Origin of the sequence: Chitinimonas lacunae (assembly GCF_042650885.1) — a bacterium.
Taxonomy (GTDB): Bacteria; Pseudomonadota; Gammaproteobacteria; order Burkholderiales; family Chitinimonadaceae; genus Chitinimonas_A; species Chitinimonas_A lacunae.
On sequence record NZ_JBHSBU010000001.1, the window covers coordinates 4,088,232 to 4,106,587 of the forward strand.

At 64.3% G+C, this 18,356-nt stretch carries 17 protein-coding genes; 7 read left to right on the forward strand and 10 right to left on the reverse strand.

Annotation, left to right across the window (positions count from 1 at the left end; translation table 11 throughout):
- Positions 1-55: 55 nt before the first annotated feature.
- The gene (locus ACFOW7_RS17570) at positions 56-385 is read right to left on the reverse strand and encodes an MGMT family protein (RefSeq protein ID WP_378166766.1); all 330 of its coding nucleotides are present in this window, start codon (positions 383-385) and stop codon (positions 56-58) included.
- Positions 385-2,241 (reverse strand): dihydroxy-acid dehydratase, encoded by a 1,857-nt coding sequence (gene ilvD / locus ACFOW7_RS17575; protein WP_378166768.1) that lies wholly within the window; start codon positions 2,239-2,241, stop codon positions 385-387. The genes ACFOW7_RS17570 and ilvD overlap by 1 nt, the downstream gene beginning before the upstream one ends.
- 373 nt (positions 2,242-2,614) lie before the next feature.
- On the opposite strand from ilvD, the gene lgt reads away from it, so the two are divergent.
- A complete protein-coding gene (gene lgt / locus ACFOW7_RS17580; protein ID WP_378166770.1) occupies positions 2,615-3,409 on the forward strand; it encodes a prolipoprotein diacylglyceryl transferase in 795 nt (264 codons plus the stop codon).
- Positions 3,410-3,833: 424 nt separating this feature from the next.
- Here lgt and ACFOW7_RS17585 read toward each other — a convergent pair whose 3' ends face one another.
- From ACFOW7_RS17585 to ACFOW7_RS17595, 3 genes are all read right to left on the reverse strand, one after another.
- Positions 3,834-4,517: a GAF domain-containing protein gene (locus tag ACFOW7_RS17585; RefSeq protein WP_378166772.1), complete on the reverse strand. Its 684-nt coding sequence runs from the start codon at positions 4,515-4,517 to the stop codon at positions 3,834-3,836.
- A 96-nt stretch (positions 4,518-4,613) separates the two neighbouring features.
- Positions 4,614-6,686 (reverse strand): putative bifunctional diguanylate cyclase/phosphodiesterase, encoded by a 2,073-nt coding sequence (locus ACFOW7_RS17590; protein WP_378166774.1) that lies wholly within the window; start codon positions 6,684-6,686, stop codon positions 4,614-4,616.
- Between the two features lie 351 nt (positions 6,687-7,037).
- Positions 7,038-7,676 (reverse strand): arylesterase, encoded by a 639-nt coding sequence (locus ACFOW7_RS17595; protein ID WP_378166776.1) that lies wholly within the window; start codon positions 7,674-7,676, stop codon positions 7,038-7,040.
- On the opposite strand from ACFOW7_RS17595, the gene ACFOW7_RS17600 reads away from it, so the two are divergent.
- From ACFOW7_RS17600 to ACFOW7_RS17610, 3 genes are read left to right on the forward strand one after another with little or no spacing between them, the layout of a single operon-like run.
- Positions 7,666-8,391 carry an ABC transporter ATP-binding protein gene (locus ACFOW7_RS17600; RefSeq protein WP_378166778.1) on the forward strand — a complete coding sequence of 242 codons (726 nt, stop codon included), beginning with the start codon at positions 7,666-7,668 and terminating at the stop codon, positions 8,389-8,391. The genes ACFOW7_RS17595 and ACFOW7_RS17600 overlap by 11 nt on opposite strands.
- 10 nt (positions 8,392-8,401) lie before the next feature.
- Positions 8,402-10,888: an ABC transporter permease gene (locus ACFOW7_RS17605; RefSeq protein ID WP_378166780.1), complete on the forward strand. Its 2,487-nt coding sequence runs from the start codon at positions 8,402-8,404 to the stop codon at positions 10,886-10,888.
- A 2-nt stretch (positions 10,889-10,890) separates the two neighbouring features.
- The gene (locus ACFOW7_RS17610; RefSeq protein WP_378166782.1) at positions 10,891-11,334 is read left to right on the forward strand and encodes a DUF4879 domain-containing protein; all 444 of its coding nucleotides are present in this window, start codon (positions 10,891-10,893) and stop codon (positions 11,332-11,334) included.
- A 359-nt stretch (positions 11,335-11,693) separates the two neighbouring features.
- On the opposite strand, the gene ACFOW7_RS17615 is transcribed toward ACFOW7_RS17610, so the two are convergent.
- Genes ACFOW7_RS17615 through ACFOW7_RS17625 form a run of 3 tightly spaced genes read right to left on the reverse strand, consistent with a single transcriptional unit; the run spans position 11,694 to position 13,652 of the window.
- The gene (locus tag ACFOW7_RS17615) at positions 11,694-12,116 is read right to left on the reverse strand and encodes an SRPBCC family protein (RefSeq protein WP_378166784.1); all 423 of its coding nucleotides are present in this window, start codon (positions 12,114-12,116) and stop codon (positions 11,694-11,696) included.
- Between the two features lie 31 nt (positions 12,117-12,147).
- Positions 12,148-13,278: a succinyl-diaminopimelate desuccinylase gene (dapE, locus tag ACFOW7_RS17620; RefSeq protein WP_378166786.1), complete on the reverse strand. Its 1,131-nt coding sequence runs from the start codon at positions 13,276-13,278 to the stop codon at positions 12,148-12,150.
- A gap of 26 nt (positions 13,279-13,304) precedes the next feature.
- Positions 13,305-13,652 carry an ArsC family reductase gene (locus tag ACFOW7_RS17625; protein ID WP_378166788.1) on the reverse strand — a complete coding sequence of 116 codons (348 nt, stop codon included), beginning with the start codon at positions 13,650-13,652 and terminating at the stop codon, positions 13,305-13,307.
- Positions 13,653-13,668: 16 nt separating this feature from the next.
- On the opposite strand from ACFOW7_RS17625, the gene ACFOW7_RS17630 reads away from it, so the two are divergent.
- The 3 genes from ACFOW7_RS17630 to ACFOW7_RS17640 are packed head-to-tail and all read left to right on the forward strand — an operon-like array spanning position 13,669 to position 15,058.
- The gene (locus ACFOW7_RS17630; protein ID WP_378166790.1) at positions 13,669-14,163 is read left to right on the forward strand and encodes a DUF6249 domain-containing protein; all 495 of its coding nucleotides are present in this window, start codon (positions 13,669-13,671) and stop codon (positions 14,161-14,163) included.
- Positions 14,160-14,717 (forward strand): RNA polymerase sigma factor, encoded by a 558-nt coding sequence (locus ACFOW7_RS17635; RefSeq protein ID WP_378166799.1) that lies wholly within the window; start codon positions 14,160-14,162, stop codon positions 14,715-14,717. Before ACFOW7_RS17630 ends, ACFOW7_RS17635 begins: the two co-directional genes overlap by 4 nt.
- A complete protein-coding gene (locus ACFOW7_RS17640; RefSeq protein WP_378166801.1) occupies positions 14,714-15,058 on the forward strand; it encodes a hypothetical protein in 345 nt (114 codons plus the stop codon). Before ACFOW7_RS17635 ends, ACFOW7_RS17640 begins: the two co-directional genes overlap by 4 nt.
- 229 nt (positions 15,059-15,287) lie before the next feature.
- On the opposite strand, the gene ACFOW7_RS17645 is transcribed toward ACFOW7_RS17640, so the two are convergent.
- A complete protein-coding gene (locus ACFOW7_RS17645; RefSeq protein WP_378166803.1) occupies positions 15,288-16,445 on the reverse strand; it encodes a PilT/PilU family type 4a pilus ATPase in 1,158 nt (385 codons plus the stop codon).
- A gap of 181 nt (positions 16,446-16,626) precedes the next feature.
- Positions 16,627-18,318 carry an AMP-binding protein gene (locus tag ACFOW7_RS17650; protein ID WP_378166805.1) on the reverse strand — a complete coding sequence of 564 codons (1,692 nt, stop codon included), beginning with the start codon at positions 18,316-18,318 and terminating at the stop codon, positions 16,627-16,629.
- Positions 18,319-18,356 lie beyond the last annotated feature (38 nt).

Genomic DNA, 18,356 nt, shown 5'->3' on the forward strand with positions numbered 1-18,356 from the left:
TGGAGGATGGGGGAGCGGCCGAGGCGGTGCTGGGTTGGTCTCGGCCGTTGATGGCTTAGTCGGGAATCTGGTCATCGGCTCGCCAGCCGAAGCGGTCGAAATCGATCCGGCCTTTGTCGTCGAAGCTGACGCCTTCGTGTTCCAGCAGCAGCTTTTGCAGATCGTCCGAGCCATCGAGGCCGCGTGGGGAGATGCGGCCGTCGCCGTTGACCACTCGCCACCACGGCAGCTCCGGGTCTTCGGCGACCTTGATGGCGATGCCGACATGGCGGGCATGGCGTGGCAGCCCGGCGGCGCGGGCGATGGCGCCGTAGCTGGCCACCCGGCCGAACGGGATGGTCCGGACGATGGCCAGCAACTGCTGGTGCAAAGGCTTGACGGCCATCAGCGCCGTTCGATCTGGCTGACGTCGCGCACGGCGCCCGTGTCGGCGCTGGTGGTCATGGCTGCGTAGGCGCGCAGCGCCGGGCTGACCACGCGGTCGCGGCCAAGCGGCTTCCAGGCATCGGCGCCGCGTGCTGCCATGGCGGCGCGACGACGGGCCAGTTCTTCTGCGTCAACGAGCAGTTCGATCCGACGCGCTGGAATATCGATGGCGATACGGTCGCCTTCGGCGACGAGGCCGATGGTGCCGCCCTCGGCTGCCTCGGGCGAGACATGGCCGATCGACAGGCCCGACGTGCCGCCCGAGAAACGGCCATCGGTCAGCAAGGCGCAGGCTTTGCCCAGGCCCTTGGACTTGAGGTAGGAAGTCGGGTAGAGCATCTCCTGCATGCCTGGCCCGCCTTTGGGGCCTTCGTAGCGGATCAGCACCACGTCGCCCGCGACGATCTGATCGGCCAGGATCGCCTCGACGGCGGCATCCTGGCTTTCAAAGATCCGGGCGCGGCCTTCGAACACCAGGATTGAATCGTCCACCCCGGCCGTTTTCACGATACAGCCCCGCTCGGCGATATTGCCGTACAGCACGGCCAGGCCCCCGTCCTGGCTGTAGGCGTGCTCGCGGTCGCGGATGCAGCCTTCGGCGCGGTCGAGGTCCAGCTCGGGGTAGCGCATCGATTGGCTGAATGCCACGGTGGTGGCGATGCCGCCAGGGGCGGCGCGGTAGAAGCGGTGAGCGTCCGAGTCGGCTGCCTGGCGTCGGATATCCCACTGTTCAAGCGCATCGGCCAGCGTCGCGGTGTGGACGGTAAAGGCATCGCGGCGGATCAGCCCGGCCCGGTCGAGTTCGCCCAGGATGGCGATCACGCCACCGGCACGATGCACGTCTTCCATATGGTATTTCTGGGTTGCCGGCGCCACCTTGGCGAGGCAGGGGACGCGGCGGCTGATGCGGTCGATGTCGGCCATCGTGAACGCCACCCCGGCTTCACGCGCGGCGGCCAGCAGATGGAGCACGGTATTGGTCGAGCCGCCCATCGCCACATCGAGGCTCATGGCGTTTTCAAAGGCGGCAAAGCTGGCGATCGAACGCGGCAGGGCGGAAGCGTCGTCCTGCTCGTAATAGCGGCGGGTCAGCTCGACGATGGTGCGACCGGCCCGCAGGAACAGTTCCTTGCGGTCGGCATGGGTCGCGAGCATCGAGCCATTGCCCGGCAGGGCCAGCCCCAGTGCTTCGGTCAGGCAGTTCATCGAATTGGCGGTAAACATGCCGGAACACGAACCGCAGGTCGGACAGGCCGAGCGCTCGATCCGCTCGACTTCGCTGTCGGAGACTTCGGGGTTGGCCGCTTCGACCATCGCATCGACCAGATCGAGGCCGCGCTGCTGGCCGCGCCAGTCAACCTTGCCGGCCTCCATCGGGCCGCCCGAGACGAAGATGGTCGGGATATTGAGCCGCAGGGCGGCCATCAGCATGCCGGGGGTGATCTTGTCGCAGTTGGAGATGCACACCAGCGCGTCGGCGCAGTGGGCATTGACCATATATTCGACCGAGTCGGCGATCAGGTCGCGGCTGGGCAGGCTGTACAGCATGCCGCCATGGCCCATGGCGATGCCGTCGTCCACGGCGATGGTATTGAATTCTTTGGCAACGCCGCCACTGCGTTCGATTTCGCGTGCCACCAGCTGACCGAGGTTTTGCAGGTGGACATGGCCCGGCACGAACTGGGTGAAGGAGTTGGCGACGGCGATGATGGGTTTCTGGAAATCCTCGTCCTTCATGCCGGTGGCGCGCCACAGGGCGCGCGCGCCGGCCATGTTGCGGCCGTGGGTGGTGGTGCGGGAACGATAGGCGGGCATGGCGGTTCGACCTCGGGAAAGCTCTACGGGATTCGGGCGGACGGCGGGCTGGATGGGGCATGGCCGGGGGCCGGCAGCGCGGGTAGCGCCAGGGGATACGGGGGTAGGCATCCTGGCCCGGTTCGGGATGGGTCGATTGTAACGAAAACCGCCCGACCCGGACATTGCCGGCGCGGTTGGCCCTAATGGCACGTCCCGTTCCTCAAGCAGCCAGCGAGGAGTCGGACAGAGCCTGCCCTCTCCACACACGGAAATATATTCGCGCATCTTGGCAGCAATGCCGCAGAACCGGGCCGTCCTCACATACGAAGCAGCCGGCAAGCGGCGTCGGCTCGTTATAATGCCGGATTTCGACAAGCCGGATTGCTCCCTCATGCCGCTGACCCACCCGCAATTCGACCCGGTCGCCATCACTCTCGGGCCGTTCCCGGTCCGCTGGTATGGCCTGATGTATCTGGTCGGTTTCGTGCTGTTCCTCTATCTCGGCCACCGCCGCGCCCGCGCCAATGCCGATCAGGGCTGGACGACCCGTCAGCTCGACGATCTGTTTTTCTACGGCGTGCTCGGGGTGATTCTGGGCGGGCGGCTCGGCTATGTGCTGTTCTACAAGCCGGGCGAATATCTGCTGCATCCGCTCGATATCTTCAAGCTGTGGGAAGGGGGAATGGCCTTCCACGGCGGTTTCTTGGGCGTGGTGCTGGCGATGTGGTATTTCGCCCGCCGCACCGGCCGCAGCTTCCTGCAAGTCGGCGATTTCGTGGCGCCCCTGGTGCCGCTGGGCCTGGCGGCCGGCCGGCTCGGCAACTTCATCAATGGTGAATTGTGGGGCCGCGCCACCGATCTGCCTTGGGGCATGATCTTCCCCTTGGTCGATCAGACCCCGCGCCATCCGTCTCAGCTCTACCAGTTCGTGCTCGAAGGGGTGCTGCTGTTTGTGCTGCTATGGTGGTTCTCGTCGCGCCGCCGGCCGGTTGGCCAGGTATCGGCGCTGTTCCTGATGGGCTATGGCCTGTTCCGCTTTATCGCCGAGTTTGCCCGTGAACCCGACAATTTCCTCGGCTTCCTGGCCTTGGGTTTCACGATGGGACAGTGGTTGAGCCTGCCGATGATCCTGATCGGCGCCTGGCTGTTCTGGGCCTGCGGACAGCGGGGCAGACAGCAGTTCTAGCAGGAATAAAGAAAATATTCTGCAAAACATCTGCAAGATGTGTCGCTGGGAATAATAAATTAATCAATCAAACTGCCAAAACCGCCTCCTGTCTGTCCTGGACAGGAGGCAACCTTTCCGCCTCCGCCTTCCTGCACTTCAGACGGCTCCGCATCCCGAGCCAGTTTCCCCTCACAGGCGGCGTCCGCCACCAATCAACATAAGCCTTTGGGCCTTCTGCGCGCGTTGGCGCTGGCGCATTGCCGGCCAATGCGGAGTCGGCGTGTCCGCACCTCCAGGCGCTGGCTTCCAGCACTCAACGAGGCTTTATGGCGACGCCGATTTAGACGGAGATGCTCCAGCGGGAAGCGCGCTGAGGGAAGGCGGCGTCCGATCATGGAGGGGGACGCCCTGGTGAAGGCGGGCTTTCAGGCCGGACGATGGGCTATTCGGGCAGCCATTGCACCGCCACCAGTGCCAGGCCTGCCAGCCAGGCCAACGGGGTGTCGGTAAAGCGGTCGAGCCGCGAATCTTCGCCGTCGAGGATGCCGACGACCCGGCCGGCCTGGTCGAGCAGCGGCAGACAGGCTTCGCTTTGCACCGCCGGGTCGCAGTTGTAGTAGCTGCCGCCCTGACGTTGATGGGCACCGACATCGGCGATCAGGCGGGCCTGGCCGGTCAGGCCGACCGTACTGTTATTGGAGTAGGCCGCGAATTCCTCGGTCAGCGGGAATTCGGCCCGCGACGGCTTGCCGCGGTAGGCGAGCTTGATCAGGGCGCGGCCGCTGCGGCTAGTGCGGGCCTGATAGACGCCCAGCCAGCCGATGGCGGCCCGTTGCTGCGTGACTTCGACCAGGGCGTTGAGCACGGCCAGGCGGTATTCGGTGGCCGGACCGGCCTTGAGCACCTGACGCAGATCGTAGGGCTCGGGCGCCAGCTGATTGACCAGCGAACAGGCGCCGCCCTCGCCCAGCAGCGGCACGGGGTAGTGGTAGAGCGCTTCGAGCTCGACCGGAACTGCCGTGGCGGCGGCCACTTCCTGCAAGGTGTCACGGCAGGCGGCGACCAGGTCGGGCGGAACGAGGCCGCTTAGGCCGGCACGTTCCAGATACTCGGTAACAGCATTCATGGCTTTTGCGTCTCCTAGAGCGGGTAGGCGGCCAATGTAAAGTAAGGCGCCAAATGGCTGCCAGATACATAGCGATATATAAATAGAAATAAATATTTACGCTTTGTAGGGGCTGGATCCGGCCAGTAATTCGGACAGCGCCGTGGCGGTGGTCGGGCGGCCGAGCAGGAAGCCTTGCAAGGTGTCGCAGCCCGAAACGGCGAGGAAATCGCGTTGCTCAACCGTCTCCACACCCTCGGCCACGATGGTGCGACCGAGCGTATGGCCCAGGGCGATGATGGCCTGGACGATGGCCGCATCTTCCGACCCGGGCGTCAGCTCGCCCACGAAAGCCCGGTCGATCTTGAGTTCGCCGGCCGGCAATCGCTTCAGATAAGCCAGGCTCGAATAGCCCGTGCCAAAGTCGTCGATCGACAGCCCGACTCCCATCTCAGCCAATGTGCGCAGGATCCCCATGGCCGTTTCCGCCTCTTCCATCGCGGTGGTCTCGGTGATTTCGAGCACCAGTTGAGCGGGCGGCAGCTCGTGGCGGGCCAGGGTGGCGCGTACCGTCTCGATTAGACGGGCATGACGGAACTGCTGCGCCGACAGATTGACCGCCATCTTGAAGCGATGGCCCTGGTCGTACCAGGCGCGCATCTGGCGGCAGGCTTCATCGAGCGCCCAGTCGCCGATGGCCAGGATCAGGCCCGAGCGCTCGGCCGCCGGGATGAACTGGGCTGGCGACACCATGCCGCTGCCGGGCCGCAGCCAGCGGATCAGCGCCTCGACCCCGACGATCTGGCCGCTCAGTGCATCGAATTTGGGTTGGTAATGGAGCAGGAATTCCCGTTCGGCCAAAGCTTGGCGCAGCGCATTCTGCAATTCCAGATGGCCGTGCACGCTCGAATCCATCGTGGCTTCGAAAAAACGGTAGCCGTTGCGGCCGGCGTGCTTGACCCGGTCCATCGCCGCCTCGGCGCGGCTGAGCAGGGTGTGCGGGTCCTGGCCGTCCTGCGGGTAGACGGCAATGCCCATGCTCAGCGACAGCCGCAGCTGATGCCGGCCCAGATCGAACGGCCGCTCGTGGGTGTCAGCGAGCCGCTCGCATAGCTGGGCCACATCCTCGGCCTGCTCCAGTCCTTCCACCACCACGGCAAACTGGTCGCCGCCCAGACGGGCCAGCGTGTCCTGCGCCCGCACCTCGGCGGCCAGCCGCTGGGCGCTTTCGATCAGCACCAGATCGCCGAACTGGCGTCCCAGCGAGTCATTGACCGTCTTAAAGCCATCGAGATCGAGAAACAGCACGGCAAACAGCGAGCTGTCCCGATCGGCCTTGCGTTGTGCCTGGCTGATGCGGTCTTCGAGCAACAGGCTGTTGGGCAGCCGGGTCAGCGGGTCTTGCAAGGCCAGTTGGGTCAGCTCGTGGTTGGCCCGCTCCAGTGAAGCGATCAGCTGCTGGGCGCGCGACTCATGGCGGGCGTCGAGCAGCGAACTCAGCAGCACGGCCACGATCAGGCAGAGGCTGCCCACGCCGATGATCAGCGCCAGCGTTTCGGGGTCTAGGTGCGAAGCGGTGCTCGCGCCCGTGAGGGGGAAATCCACCGCCATCATCCGGGTGTAGTGGGTACCCGCGATCGCCAGCCCCATGGCAGCTGCGGCGATCAAGCGGGAGCGCCTGACGCCGGGCCGGTTGGTCCGCAACTGGAAGGCCAGCCATAGCGCCACGGCCGACACGGTCACACCGAGTGCCAGCGAAGCCAGCACCGCGACCGGTTGCCAGGCTACCGCGGGGTAGCGCAGCAATGCGGCCATCCCCACATATTGCATCGCGGCGATCCCAAGCCCGAGCAGCAGTCCGCCTGCGGCAAGCCGGTGCAGCGGCAGCGTGGCGCGGGTGATGCGGGCAAGTCCGAAGCCGGAGGCGGCGATGGCGATCAATAGGGAAGCGAAGGTGAGGGCCGGGTCGTAGCCGAACGGGCCCGGCAGTTGCAGCGCCAGCATGCCGAGAAAATGCATCGACCAGATGCCGACGCCCATGGCAATGGCACCGGTCCAGAGCCAGATGCGGGCGGCAATGCCGCGTGTGCTCACTACCCGGCTGGTCAGATCGAAAGCGGTATAGCTGGCAAGCACTGCGACCAGCAGAGACAGGGCGACAAGAAGGGGATCGTAGCGACCAACAGGCATGACAAAAAACCCGGTGAGCAGCTTCCATCGTAGTCGAAGCCGACCAGGGCGCCATGACCGCCGCCGCAAAAGAAAAAGCGGCCAGAGGAGACTGGCCGCCGAATGGGGATTGAGGATGGAGTCAGACGCGCCCGGTCAAAGATCAAGACCTTGGCAGCACGCCACTACCGTCCCGTCACCGCGTTGGACGGGATGAACGGCATTATACACAAGTCATATGCGTCATGCATAAAAAATTTAACTTTAGATATGACTTATGCACAAAGTGCCCATGGAGTCCTAGGTGGACTGCGGCGTGGGCAGCAGGATTTATGACCAGTGGTTGAAGGAGCCTTGGCGCCTGATTTGACGCTATTTTTTCTTTTTGCTGGTGGTCTGGCTTCTGGTGAGCAAGGGGGACAAGGTAGGCCATAAATTATCGAGCAGACGACCTTGCGCCTGGGCAATCGGATGCAGTTGATCGGCCTGGAACCACTGCGGCTGGTCGGCGATACCGTCGAGCAGGAAGGGCGGGGGCGGCAATTTATGCTCCTGAGCCAGTTCCCGATACATGGCGCTGAACTTTGCGGTAAAGGCACGACCAAAGTTGGGCGGCATTTGCATGCCCACCAGCACCACCTCCGCCCGGTTGGCGCGCGCCTGTTCGATCATGGCTGCGAGGTTGCGCCGGGTGGCGCCGATGGGCAGGCCGCGCAGCCCGTCATTGGCGCCCAGTTCGACCACCACGATTTGTGGTTTATGGCGGTCCAGCGCGGCCGGCAGACGGGTCAGTCCGCCTGCCGTGGTTTCGCCCGACTGACTGGCGTTGACCACTTGCCAGCCAGGGCCGATCCGCTGTTGTAACAGACTCGGCCAGGCCTGTTCCGGACGGATGCCATAGCCGGCCGACAGGCTATCGCCGAAAATAAGAATGGTCCTGGGCTCGGCTGCCAGGACGTTGCTTATCCAACCCCCCGCCAGCAGGATCAAGAGTCCAAAAATGCGTGCCACGCCCGATTTCCTTTCTGATCGAGAACTCTCCAAAACAGCCCCAATTCTGGTGGCCGAACAGCTGGTGAAGCAAATCGGCTTCGACCATGAAACCTTGACCATCCTCGACGATGTCAGTTTCACCCTGGGTAGCGGTCGCTCGCTGGCCATCGTCGGCGCTTCGGGCTCGGGCAAATCGACCCTGCTTGGCCTGCTGGCCGGCCTCGATCTGCCGACCTCGGGCGCCGTCACCCTGGCTGGCCGCCGACTCGACGCACTCGACGAGGATGGCCGGGCTCGCCTGCGCGGCGAGACGGTGGGGTTTGTGTTCCAGTCATTCCAGCTGCTGTCGGCGCTCACGGCGCTCGACAATGTGGCGCTGCCGCTTGAATTGCTCGGCCATGCCAATCCGCGCCGCGAAGCCGAGGCACTCCTTGGCCGGGTCGGACTGGCCGCCCGGCTCAGTCACCGGCCCAAGGAGCTGTCGGGCGGCGAGCAGCAGCGGGTCGCGCTGGCCCGTGCCTTTGCCACCCGGCCACGGCTGCTGTTTGCCGACGAGCCTACCGGCAACCTCGATACCCAGACCGGCGAGCGCATCATCGACCTGTTGTTCGAACTCAATGCCGAGGCCAGCACCACGCTGGTGCTGGTGACGCACGACGACCGGCTGGCCGCCCGCTGCGGTGCCCGACTGCGTCTGGCGGCCGGTCGGGTCAGCGAACGTGACGGTATCTGAGGGAAGCGCTATGCAGAACAATCGTTCCCGTCGCGGCTGGGGGCTGGCCTGGCGCTGGCTGCGCCGTGACCTTGCCGCCGGTGAATTGACCGTGATGGCCATCGCCCTGCTGGTGGCGGTGGCCGCAATGACCAGCGTCGGTTTCTTCACCGACCGGGTACGTCAGGCCCTGGCCCGAGAAAGCGATCAGTTGCTGGCGGCCGATCTGGTGGTCAATGCCGACCAGCCCTTGCCGGCCGAATGGGTGGCCGAGGCGCGGCGACGCGGTCTGGCGGTGGCGCATACCGCGACCTTTCCCAGCATGGCCCAGGCAGGCGACCAGGCCCAGCTGGTGACGGCCAAGGCCGTATCGGCGGCCTATCCCTTGCGCGGTCAGGTCAAACTCAAGGCGCCGCTGGGCGATCTGCTGGTCCATAGCGCCCCGGCGCCCGGTACTGCCTGGGCCGATCAGCGGCTGTTCGATGTGCTCGGTCTGCAACCGGGCGCCAAGTTGCAGCTCGGCGACCTCGAATTCGAGATGGTGGCCATCATCGCCCGCGAGCCCGACGGCGCGATGGATCTATACAACTTCATCCCGCGCATGCTGTTCAACGACGTCGATCTGGCACGCACCGGCCTGATCCAGCCTGGCAGCCGGGTCCGTTACCGGCTGCTGCTGGCCGGCGAGCGCGACGATGTGACGGCCATGCGCGCCTGGCTCACTCCCAAGCTCGGCCGTGGTCAGCGCGTCGAAGATGTGCGCGAGGCTCGGCCCGAGGTCAAGGTTTCGCTTGAGCGGGCCGAACGATTCCTGCGGCTGTCGGCACTGGTCAGTGTTTTCCTGGCCGCGGCGGCACTCGGGCTGGCCGCCCGCCGCCATACCGAACGCCATCTCGATGCCGTAGCGCTGCTGCGCACGCTGGGGCTGACCCAGCGCGATATCGTCACGCTGTTTGTGCGCCAGTATGTGCTGCTGGCCGTGGTGTCGGTCGGACTTGGCGTGGGAATAGGCTGGGGCGCCCAGTTCCTGATCGCTTCGGCACTGACGGGCCTGTTCACGACCGCGCTGCCCGAGGCCAGCGCCTTGCCGGCGCTGGCGGGTGCCGGCATCGGTTTGACGCTGCTGTTCGGCTTCTGCCTGCCGCCGCTACTGCGACTCAAGGGCGTGGCGCCGATCCGGGTATTGCGGCGCGATGCCACCCCGCCTGGCAATGCGCCCCTGGCGATGCTGCTGGGCCTTGCTGCCCTGTCTGGCCTGATCGCCTGGCAAGCGGGCGACGCCCGGCTGGCCGGACTTGCCTTGATCGGCCTGGCCGCCACCGTGGCCCTGGCGGTCGCGGCCGCCTGGGGACTGGTCTGGCTGGTGCCACGCCTGCCGCTGCCGCGCCATGCGGGCTGGCGCTTCGGTCTGCGCAATGTGGCGCGGCGGCGAGGTCTCAGCGTGGCCCAGGTGGTGGCGCTCAGCCTTGGCATGATGGCCCTGATGCTGCTGACCGTGGTGCGCGGCGATCTGTTCGCCGCCTGGGACCGCTCGGTGCCGCGCGATGCGCCCAACCGCTTCGTGATCAATATCCAGCCCGACCAGCGTGAGGCGATCGCCGCCGAATTCGGCCAGGCCGGCCTGCCGGCGCCGGTGTTCGCGCCGATGGTGCGTGGTCGGCTGAGCGCGATCAACGGCCGGCCGATCAATGTGCAGGCCTATACCGATCAGCGCACCCGCCGGCTGGCCGAGCGCGAATTCAACCTGTCCTGGGGCGAGTCGCAGCGCGGCGACAACCGTATCGTGGCCGGCCGTCCGCTCGATGAAACGGCGCCTGGTTTCTCCGTCGAGCAGGGTATCGCCGAATCGCTCGGCATCAAGCTCGGCGACACCCTGAGCTACGATATCGCCGGCACGGTCTACACCGCGCCGGTACGCAATCTGCGCAAGGTCGACTGGGATTCCTTCCGGGTCAATTTCTTCGTGGTCGGCAACCGTGCCCTGCTGGAAAAGCAGCCGGCCAGCTATATCACCAGCTTCCATCTGCCTGCCGACAAGCTCGATTTCGGTAATCGATTGCCGCGCCAGTTCTCCAATCTGACCGTGATCGATGTCTCGGCCATCCTGTCCGAAGTCCGTTCGATGCTCGACAAAGCGTTTGCGGCTGTCGAGGTGGTATTTGTCTTCAGTCTGCTGGCCGGACTGGCGGTGCTATATGCCGCCACGCTCGCCACCCACGACGACCGCCGCCGCGAGGCAGCCATTCTGCGCACGCTCGGTGCCGATTCGGCCATGGTGGAGAAGGCCGCCAGCGCCGAACTGCTGCTGATCGGCGGCCTGGCCGGGCTGCTCGCCTCGTTTGCAGCGCTGGGAATAGGCTGGGCGGCCGCCCGTTGGCTGTTCGAGCTGCCGACGGCATCGCTGTCGTGGTGGTTGATCCCGGTGGGCGGCCTGATCGGCGCGGCGGCGGCGCGCTTTGCTGCCGCGCCCTTGCTGCTGCGGGTGCTGAAAACCCCGCCGTTGACGGTGCTGCGCTGACCATGTGGCGTCTTGCGGTCGCGCTCTGCCTGCCGCTGTTCACCCAGGCGGCCGAAAGCTGGCTGCCGCAGCGGATCGAGGGCCTCGATCGGGCACTCGCCCCCAGGCCCGAACTGGCCTTGAGCGAGGTCCGGATCGCCGCAGTCGCCTCGGCCGTCGCGGCCGAGGAGCAACCCGCTGCCGGGGCTGCTTCGACCCGCACCGACCACGGTGGCGCCTGGTTGCGGGTCGATACGGTGGAAGTCGGCCAGGGGCGCGAGCCCATGGCCAGCTTCAACGGCCGCCCGCTGCGCTATAGCTCGCGTGAACCGGTCAATCTCAATGGCCGCAGCGGCTGGCGCACCCGCTGGATGATCGAGGCCGCCGAGGCCGGCCTGTTCCGCTTCCAGGCCACTTCACCGGTCAAGCCTTGGCCGGTGCTGACTACCCAGATCTATATCCGCTGAGCGGGCGTCCCCCTCACGGCGCAAGTCCGAGGCAAAGCCGGCACGACGGCCTGTCCGTTCAGATCGGCGTCACCGCCAAGTCTGGCTGAGTGTGATGGGCCTGTGCGCTGAGGGCCGGACCCGCTGACACCGAGTTTTGTGGCCATGGGCGAGCACGGCGGCTTGGGCTTGGCCGCGGCATCCTCAAGGAGGGGACAAGCGTCATTGGCGGACATAAGGAGCGCGCGCGACGCCTGTGATGGCATAGCGTGGCAAAAGGTATTTATTTCTTTAGCTTTCCCGCTTTGTATCTTGCGACTGTTTTGCGGATATTTTTCTTTTTCGCCTGGGCGATAAAGCGCCCCGCGTCAGTGATCCGCTCAGGCCCGGCGGCAGAGCTGGCTGACCCCGGCGGCGCCCTGGCGGAACAGGTCTTCGAGCATGGCGACGATCGGGGTGCTGTCTTCCAGCAGCGGAGTGAAGTTCGCCCACCAGTGCAGCGTGCTGCCACCTGGCCGCCGCTCGACCGCCATGGTGGCCAGATAGTCGCGGAACGGCAGATTGCTGCCATCGATAATCGCGTAGCACAGGCGGAAAGCCTGTTCATCGCGCGATTCGAGCCGCTCGACCACCGTGTCGCCTTCCCCGAGGGTCAGATGGCGGATGGCGCCGATCTCATCGCCATTGGCCTCGCAACGGCTGACCGGAGGAAGATAGTCGGCAATCCGGTCGAAACGGCGGATCTGTGCCCAGACCTGTTCGGGCGGGTACGGCAGTTCGCTGCTGTGACGGGCTTCGGTCATGGTGGTCTTCCTGAGGAAATCGATAGGGCTGTTATAGCAGCAGGTTTTCCAGGGTACGCCGGTAGATGCCGGCGAGCTTTGCCACATCCTCCACTGCGACGCATTCATTGAGCTGGTGGATGGTGGCGTTGATCGGGCCGAATTCGACCACCTGCGGGCAGATATCGGCAATAAAGCGGCCATCCGAGGTGCCGCCGGTGGTCGAGAGTTCGGGGCTGACGCCGGTCTCGGCGCTGATGGCGGCGCTGAGCGCTTGCGACAGCGTGCCCGGTTCGGTCAGGAAGGGCTTGCCCGACAGGGTCCAGTGGAGCGTGTAATCGAGGCCATGGCGGTTCAGGATCGCTTCGACCCGCTGTCGCAGCGACTCGGCCGTGCTGGCGGTACCGAAGCGGAAATTGAACTGGAGCGTCAGCTCGCCCGGGATCACATTGGTCGCGCCCGTGCCGGCATGAATATTCGAGACCTGCCAGGTGGTCGGCGGGAAGTAGGCATTGCCCTGGTCCCACTCGGTGGCCGCCAGCTCGGTCAGCGCCGGGGCGGTCAGATGGATCGGGTTGCGTGCCAGATGCGGATAGGCGATATGGCCCTGCTTGCCATGGATGGTCAGGGCACCCGACAGCGAACCACGGCGGCCGTTCTTGATGGTGTCGCCAAAGCGGGCTGACGAGGTCGGCTCGCCCACGATGCAGTAATCGATACGCTCAGCGCGCGCCGCCAGGGTTTCCACCACCCGTACCGTGCCATCGATGGCCGGGCCTTCCTCGTCCGAGGTAATCAGCAGTGCGATCGAACCGGGATGGTTCGGATGGGCCGCCACGAAATCCTCGATCGCCACCACGAAACCGGCCAGCGAGGCTTTCATATCGGCAGCGCCACGACCGTACAGCATGCCGTCGCGCAGGGTCGGGGCGAACGGCGCGCTGTGCCAGCGCTCGCGCGGGCCGGTCGGCACCACATCGGTATGGCCGGCAAAGCACACCAGCGGCCCGCTGTTGCCACGCCGCGCCCAGAAATTATCGACGTCGCCATGACGCATCCGCTCGATGCGAAAGCCCAGTTTTTCCAGGCGGGCAATCATCAGCCCCTGGCAGCCGCCGTCGGCGGGGGTGGTGGAATCGATGGCGATCAGTTGCTGAGTCAGCGCAAGGGCACGGTCGGTCATGGCAGGTAGCAGTAGCAAAAGGAAAATCAGCGCCCGAACAGGGCAGCATAGTGATCGGGTGTGAAGCCCAGGGTGACCTGGCCGTCACGCACCAGCACCGGCCGCTTGATCAGCGAAGGTTGCTCGATCATCAATTCGATGGCCGAAGCGGCATCGACCACTTGGGCCTGCCGGGCCGGTTCGAGCCGGCGCCAGGTGGTACCGGCCTTGTTGACCAGTTTCTCCCAGCCGAGCTGATCGACCCAGCCGGCCAGCAGGGCAGCCTCTACCCCCTGTTTCTTGAAATCGTGGAAGGTATAGTCAAAGCCCTGTTCACCTAGCCAGGCGCGGGCTTTTTTGACCGTGTCGCAGTTGGGAATGCCGTACAGGATCATGGGCGGAAAAAATTTTTTGAAAAATTTTGCTTGGGGTGAATCCGAAACCCGCCCGCCGTGCATCGAAGTCAACAAGCGTCGGCCAATCTCGGTCGGCGCGTCGATCACGCCAACCCTGGAGTATGCCATGCCCCCCTTCGAGTTGTTGATCCCGCTGACTGGAATGGTCGTCCCGATGGTCATCGTTGGATTGGTGTCCTACTTCCGCTATCAAAGCCATCAACTCAGGCACGAAACCCTGCGCCGGCTGGCCGAGCAGGGCATTGCCCTGACGCCTGAGCTGCTGGAGAGCCTCAACCGCTCGTCCAGGCCAAAGCGCGAAGAATGCCCCGAGTCACGCCTCGACCGTGAACTGCGCCAGGGCATGGTGCTGCTGTGGACCGGGCTTGGCGTGATGGGTGGGCTCTATCTGGTGTCGCCCCGGATGCCCTGGGGCATGGGTCTGGTGCCGCTTTGCATCGGACTGGGCTATCTGATGACCTGGAAGCTCAGCAGCCGGAATCGGCAATGAGCCAGCACCATCCGGAGGAGACGCGCTGGCTTGAGCTGGCGCGCCGTGGCGATCGCGCCGCCTTCGCGTCCCTGGTGCGGCTGCATCAACGGGCGGTCCGCGCCCAACTGCGCCGGCTGTGCAGCGGCGACGACGGCTGGGCCGACGAACTGGCCCAGGAAGTCTTTGTCAGCGCCTGGCTGGCGCTGCCGAGTTTTCGCGGCGAGGCGAGACTGGGCACCTGGCTCTATCGGATCAGCTACCACGCCTATCTCCAGGCCCGCCGCGCCCGTCCCCTGACGGTCGAACTCGACGAGCAGACGCTCGCCGACCATGCCGGCCATAGCGACCCGCGTCAGGGCAGTGCACTGCGGCTCGATATGGACCGGGCGCTGGCACAGCTGTCCGAAGGCGAGCGGGCAGCATTGATCCACTGCTACCACCTCGATCTGAGCCATGAGGAAGCGGCCCAGGTGCTGGGTCTGGCGGTCGGTACCGTCAAAACCCATATTGCCCGGGGCAAGTTGCGGCTGCGACAATTGCTGGCCAGTTGGGAAAGTGAGTGCTGCATATGAAGCAGGATCGATGGCTCGAAGAGCCCGATGAGGAAATCGAACAGTGGCTGCGCCAGGGAGCCGCACAGCAGAATGCCTATCTGCCGCTCGATGATGAACTGTTCGTCGCCCGGGTCCAGGCTGCCCTGCCGTCACCGCTGCAAAGACCATGGTGGCCGATAGCCGCGGGCGCCGTGATCGGCATCACGCTGGGCGGCCTGGTGACTGCGCCCGAACTTGCCCTGGCCTGGCAGGCCGTGCAACGGTTCCATGAGGCGATGCCCAATCTGGCGCTGATGGTGCTGCCTTTGAGCCTGGCCTTGGTGGTGCTTCTGTCGGGCGCCGAGCGTGAAGAAGGTTGAGCGCCCGATGGGGCCCCGGATGACCTGAGTACTAAATGAAAGAATTCAGCAAAACCTCTGCAAGACGTGGTGCTGGATATAAAAGAAAATAAACAAAAAGCCCAGTTGAATGACTGGGCTTTTTGTTTGGCTCGACTGGCTGGCCTTTCGACTGCCAGCAATGGACCGGTCAGTGGCAAAGCGGGTTGTGTCCGCGTCCAGGCCGGCCTGGCGGGACGGCGTGATCGGTCTAGTGCAGGTCGATATCGAAGCTGACGTCGGCTTCAGCCTGGCGCTTGGTTTCCATCTCCTGGCGTTTCTTGATCCGGTCGGCTTCGATCTCCTCGAGCGACTGGGCGTTATTGACCAGCCAGGCCAGGTTGGTCGGCGAATCGGCGTTTTGCAGTGCTTCCTCGTAGGTGATCTCGCCATCCTTGAACAGCTTGTACAGCGCCTGTTCAAAGGTCTGCGAGCCCTGATAGAGGCTTTGCTCCATCGCTTCCTTGAGCTGGTCGATATCGCCGGTGCGGATCAGGTCGGCGATCCGGTTGGAGTTGACCATCAGCTCGACCGCCGGCACCAGCCGGCCTTGCTTGTTGCGCACCAGCCGTTGCGAGATCACGGCGCGCAGCGCCACGCTCAAGTCCATCAACAGGGCTTCGCGCGCGTCGTGCGGGAAGAAGTTGATGATCCGGTTCATCGAGTGGTAGCTGTTGTTGGCGTGCAGCGTCGAGATGCACAGATGGCCCGCCTGGGCGTAGGTCAGCGCGTGCTGCATGGTCATCTTGTCGCGGATCTCGCCGATCATCAGCACATCGGGCGCCTCGCGCATGGCGTTCTTCAGGGCGTCGGAGAAGCTGTGGGTGTCGATGCCGACTTCGCGCTGGCTGACGATGGACTTGCGGTGCGGGAAGATGTATTCGACCGGGTCTTCGATGGTCAGGATATGGCCGCTGTGGTTGGCATTGCGGTGTTCCAGCATCGCCGTCACGGTGGACGACTTGCCCGAGCCGGTCGAGCCCACCACAAAGATCAGACCGCGCTTTTCCATGATCAGCGAACGCAGCGCCTCGGGCAGCCGCAGCTCTTCGATCGAGGACGATACCGAGCGGATATAACGCACCACCACGCCAACACTGCCGCGCTGACGGAACACGTTGACGCGGAAATTGCCCACTCCTTCCACCGGATAGCCGAAGTTCATTTCCCATTCCGACTCGAAAGTCTGGATCTGCTCTTCGCTCATCATCTCGTAGGCCAGCCGCTTTGAATGCTCGGGCTGCAACACCTGCTGGTTGACCGGATGCAGGATGCCCTGGATTTTGACCTGGATCGGCGCACCGGCGGTGACGAACAGGTCGCTGGCCTGGCGTTCGGCCATCATCTTGAAGAAAGGTAGTAGGTTCATGGCGATAGTCCGACGGGATGCAAGATTTTGCGGCAGTTTACCACGTTGTCATGACGGCCAAACTGAGCCGATGGGGCGACGCGATGCTTTACTCTAGCCCGGCCATTGCCGCTTTGCCCCGCCGCAAAATCACAGCCCGCCGAATGGCGGGCTGTGGCGGAGCGCGATAACGATACCGGTTCTATTGCTGATTGAGCTTGGCCATTTCCTCGTCACGCAAGGCGCGACGCAGGATCTTGCCGACGTTGGTCTTGGGCAGCTCGGCGCGGAATTCGACGAAGCGCGGCACCTTGTAGCCGGTCAGATTCTTCTTGCAATGCTCGATCAGATCGCGGTCGGTCAGGGTCGGATCTTTCTTGACCACGAAGATCTTCACCACTTCGCCCGACTTGTCGTCGGGCACGCCGATACAGGCCACTTCGAGCACGCCCGGATGCATGGCCACCACGTCCTCGACTTCGTTCGGATAGACGTTGAAGCCCGACACCAGGACCATATCCTTTTTGCGGTCGACCAGCTTGACGAAGCCGTCGGCGTGGATCACCGCCATATCGCCCGTGCCGAACCAGCCGTTGCTGTCGATCGACTTGGCCGTTTCTTCGGGACGGTTCCAGTAGCCCTTCATCACCTGCGGTCCGCGCACCCACAGTTCGCCAGGCTCTTCAAAGCCCAGGGTACGGCCTTCGGCATCGCGCACTTCGATCTCGGTCGAGGGCACCGGCAGGCCGATGGCGCCGTTGTACTCGCGCAGATACATCGGGTTGATACAGACGGCCGGCGAGGTTTCGGTCATGCCATAGGCTTCGATCAGCGGCACGCCGGTCAGTTGGCGCCAGCGGTCGGCCACGGCCTTTTGCACGGCCATGCCGCCGCCCAGGCACATCTTCCAGGTCGAGAAATTGAGCTTGAGAAAGTCCGGGTTATTGAGCAGCGCATTGAACAGGGTATTGACCCCGGTCATGCAGGTGACGGGATAGCGGCCCATTTCCTGGATAAAGCCGGGAATGTCGCGTGGGTTGGTGATCAGCACATTGAGGCCGCCGATCTTCGAGAACACCATGCAATTGGCGGTCAGCGAGAAGATATGGTAGAGCGGCAGGGCCGTGATGATGATCTCCTGGCCTTCCTGGACCAGGGGTTTGAGCCAGGCATGGGCCTGTTGCATATTGGCGATGATATTGCGGTGCAGCAGCATCGCGCCCTTGGAGACCCCGGTGGTGCCGCCGGTGTATTGCAGGAAGGCAATATCCTCATGGCCGATCGTCACCGGCTTGAGTTCGCGCCGGCGGCCCAGATCGAGCGCAGCACGGAACGACTTGGCCTGGGGCAGGGAGTAGGGCGGCACCATCTTCTTCATCTTCATCAGGAAGTTGAGGATGCTGCCCTTGAAGCCGAACAGGTCGCCCATTTCAGTGAGCAGCACATGCTTGACCTGGGTACGTTCGATCACTTCGGCCAGCACATGGGCGAAATTGGCCACGATCACGATCGTGGTGGCGCCCGAGTCCTTGAGCTGGTGTTCCAGCTCGCGCGGGGTATAGAGCGGATTGACGTTGACCACCGTCATCCCGGCACGCAGCGCGCCGAATACGGCGATAGGGTATTGCAGCAGATTGGGCATCATGATCGCCACGCGCTCGCCCTTGGCAAGGCCGAGATCATTTTGCAGATAGGCGGCGAAGTCGCGCGACAGCGCATCGATCTCGCCATAGCTCATCACGCGATGGGCGAATTTGATGGTGTTGGCAAAAGCGGGACGGTCCCGGAATTTCTCGGCGCTTTTCTCAAACACCTCGCTGACCGATTGGAACTCGTTGAGGTCAATTGTCTCGGGCACCCCGGACTGGTAGTTCTTCAGCCAGACTTTCTCCATCGCTTGTCTCTCCGTTTTGCTTGGCATAAGTCCGGGCC

What these genes read in the sequence shown, in the direction of transcription:
- ACFOW7_RS17585 (WP_378166772.1), bottom strand. Translation starts at nt 4,517, where the DNA reads ATGAATGCTGTTACCGAGTATCTGGAACGTGCCGGCCTAAGCGGCCTC.
- dapE (WP_378166786.1), bottom strand. Translation starts at nt 13,278, where the DNA reads ATGACCGACCGTGCCCTTGCGCTGACTCAGCAACTGATCGCCATCGAT.
- ACFOW7_RS17640 (WP_378166801.1), top strand. Translation starts at nt 14,714, where the DNA reads ATGAAGCAGGATCGATGGCTCGAAGAGCCCGATGAGGAAATCGAACAG.
- ACFOW7_RS17610 (WP_378166782.1), top strand. Translation starts at nt 10,891, where the DNA reads ATGTGGCGTCTTGCGGTCGCGCTCTGCCTGCCGCTGTTCACCCAGGCG.
- ACFOW7_RS17615 (WP_378166784.1), bottom strand. Translation starts at nt 12,116, where the DNA reads ATGACCGAAGCCCGTCACAGCAGCGAACTGCCGTACCCGCCCGAACAG.
- ACFOW7_RS17605 (WP_378166780.1), top strand. Translation starts at nt 8,402, where the DNA reads ATGCAGAACAATCGTTCCCGTCGCGGCTGGGGGCTGGCCTGGCGCTGG.
- ACFOW7_RS17570 (WP_378166766.1), bottom strand. Translation starts at nt 385, where the DNA reads ATGGCCGTCAAGCCTTTGCACCAGCAGTTGCTGGCCATCGTCCGGACC.
- ilvD (WP_378166768.1), bottom strand. Translation starts at nt 2,241, where the DNA reads ATGCCCGCCTATCGTTCCCGCACCACCACCCACGGCCGCAACATGGCC.
- ACFOW7_RS17650 (WP_378166805.1), bottom strand. Translation starts at nt 18,318, where the DNA reads ATGGAGAAAGTCTGGCTGAAGAACTACCAGTCCGGGGTGCCCGAGACA.
- ACFOW7_RS17645 (WP_378166803.1), bottom strand. Translation starts at nt 16,445, where the DNA reads ATGAACCTACTACCTTTCTTCAAGATGATGGCCGAACGCCAGGCCAGC.
- ACFOW7_RS17590 (WP_378166774.1), bottom strand. Translation starts at nt 6,686, where the DNA reads ATGCCTGTTGGTCGCTACGATCCCCTTCTTGTCGCCCTGTCTCTGCTG.
- lgt (WP_378166770.1), top strand. Translation starts at nt 2,615, where the DNA reads ATGCCGCTGACCCACCCGCAATTCGACCCGGTCGCCATCACTCTCGGG.
- ACFOW7_RS17635 (WP_378166799.1), top strand. Translation starts at nt 14,160, where the DNA reads ATGAGCCAGCACCATCCGGAGGAGACGCGCTGGCTTGAGCTGGCGCGC.
- ACFOW7_RS17625 (WP_378166788.1), bottom strand. Translation starts at nt 13,652, where the DNA reads ATGATCCTGTACGGCATTCCCAACTGCGACACGGTCAAAAAAGCCCGC.
- ACFOW7_RS17600 (WP_378166778.1), top strand. Translation starts at nt 7,666, where the DNA reads ATGCGTGCCACGCCCGATTTCCTTTCTGATCGAGAACTCTCCAAAACA.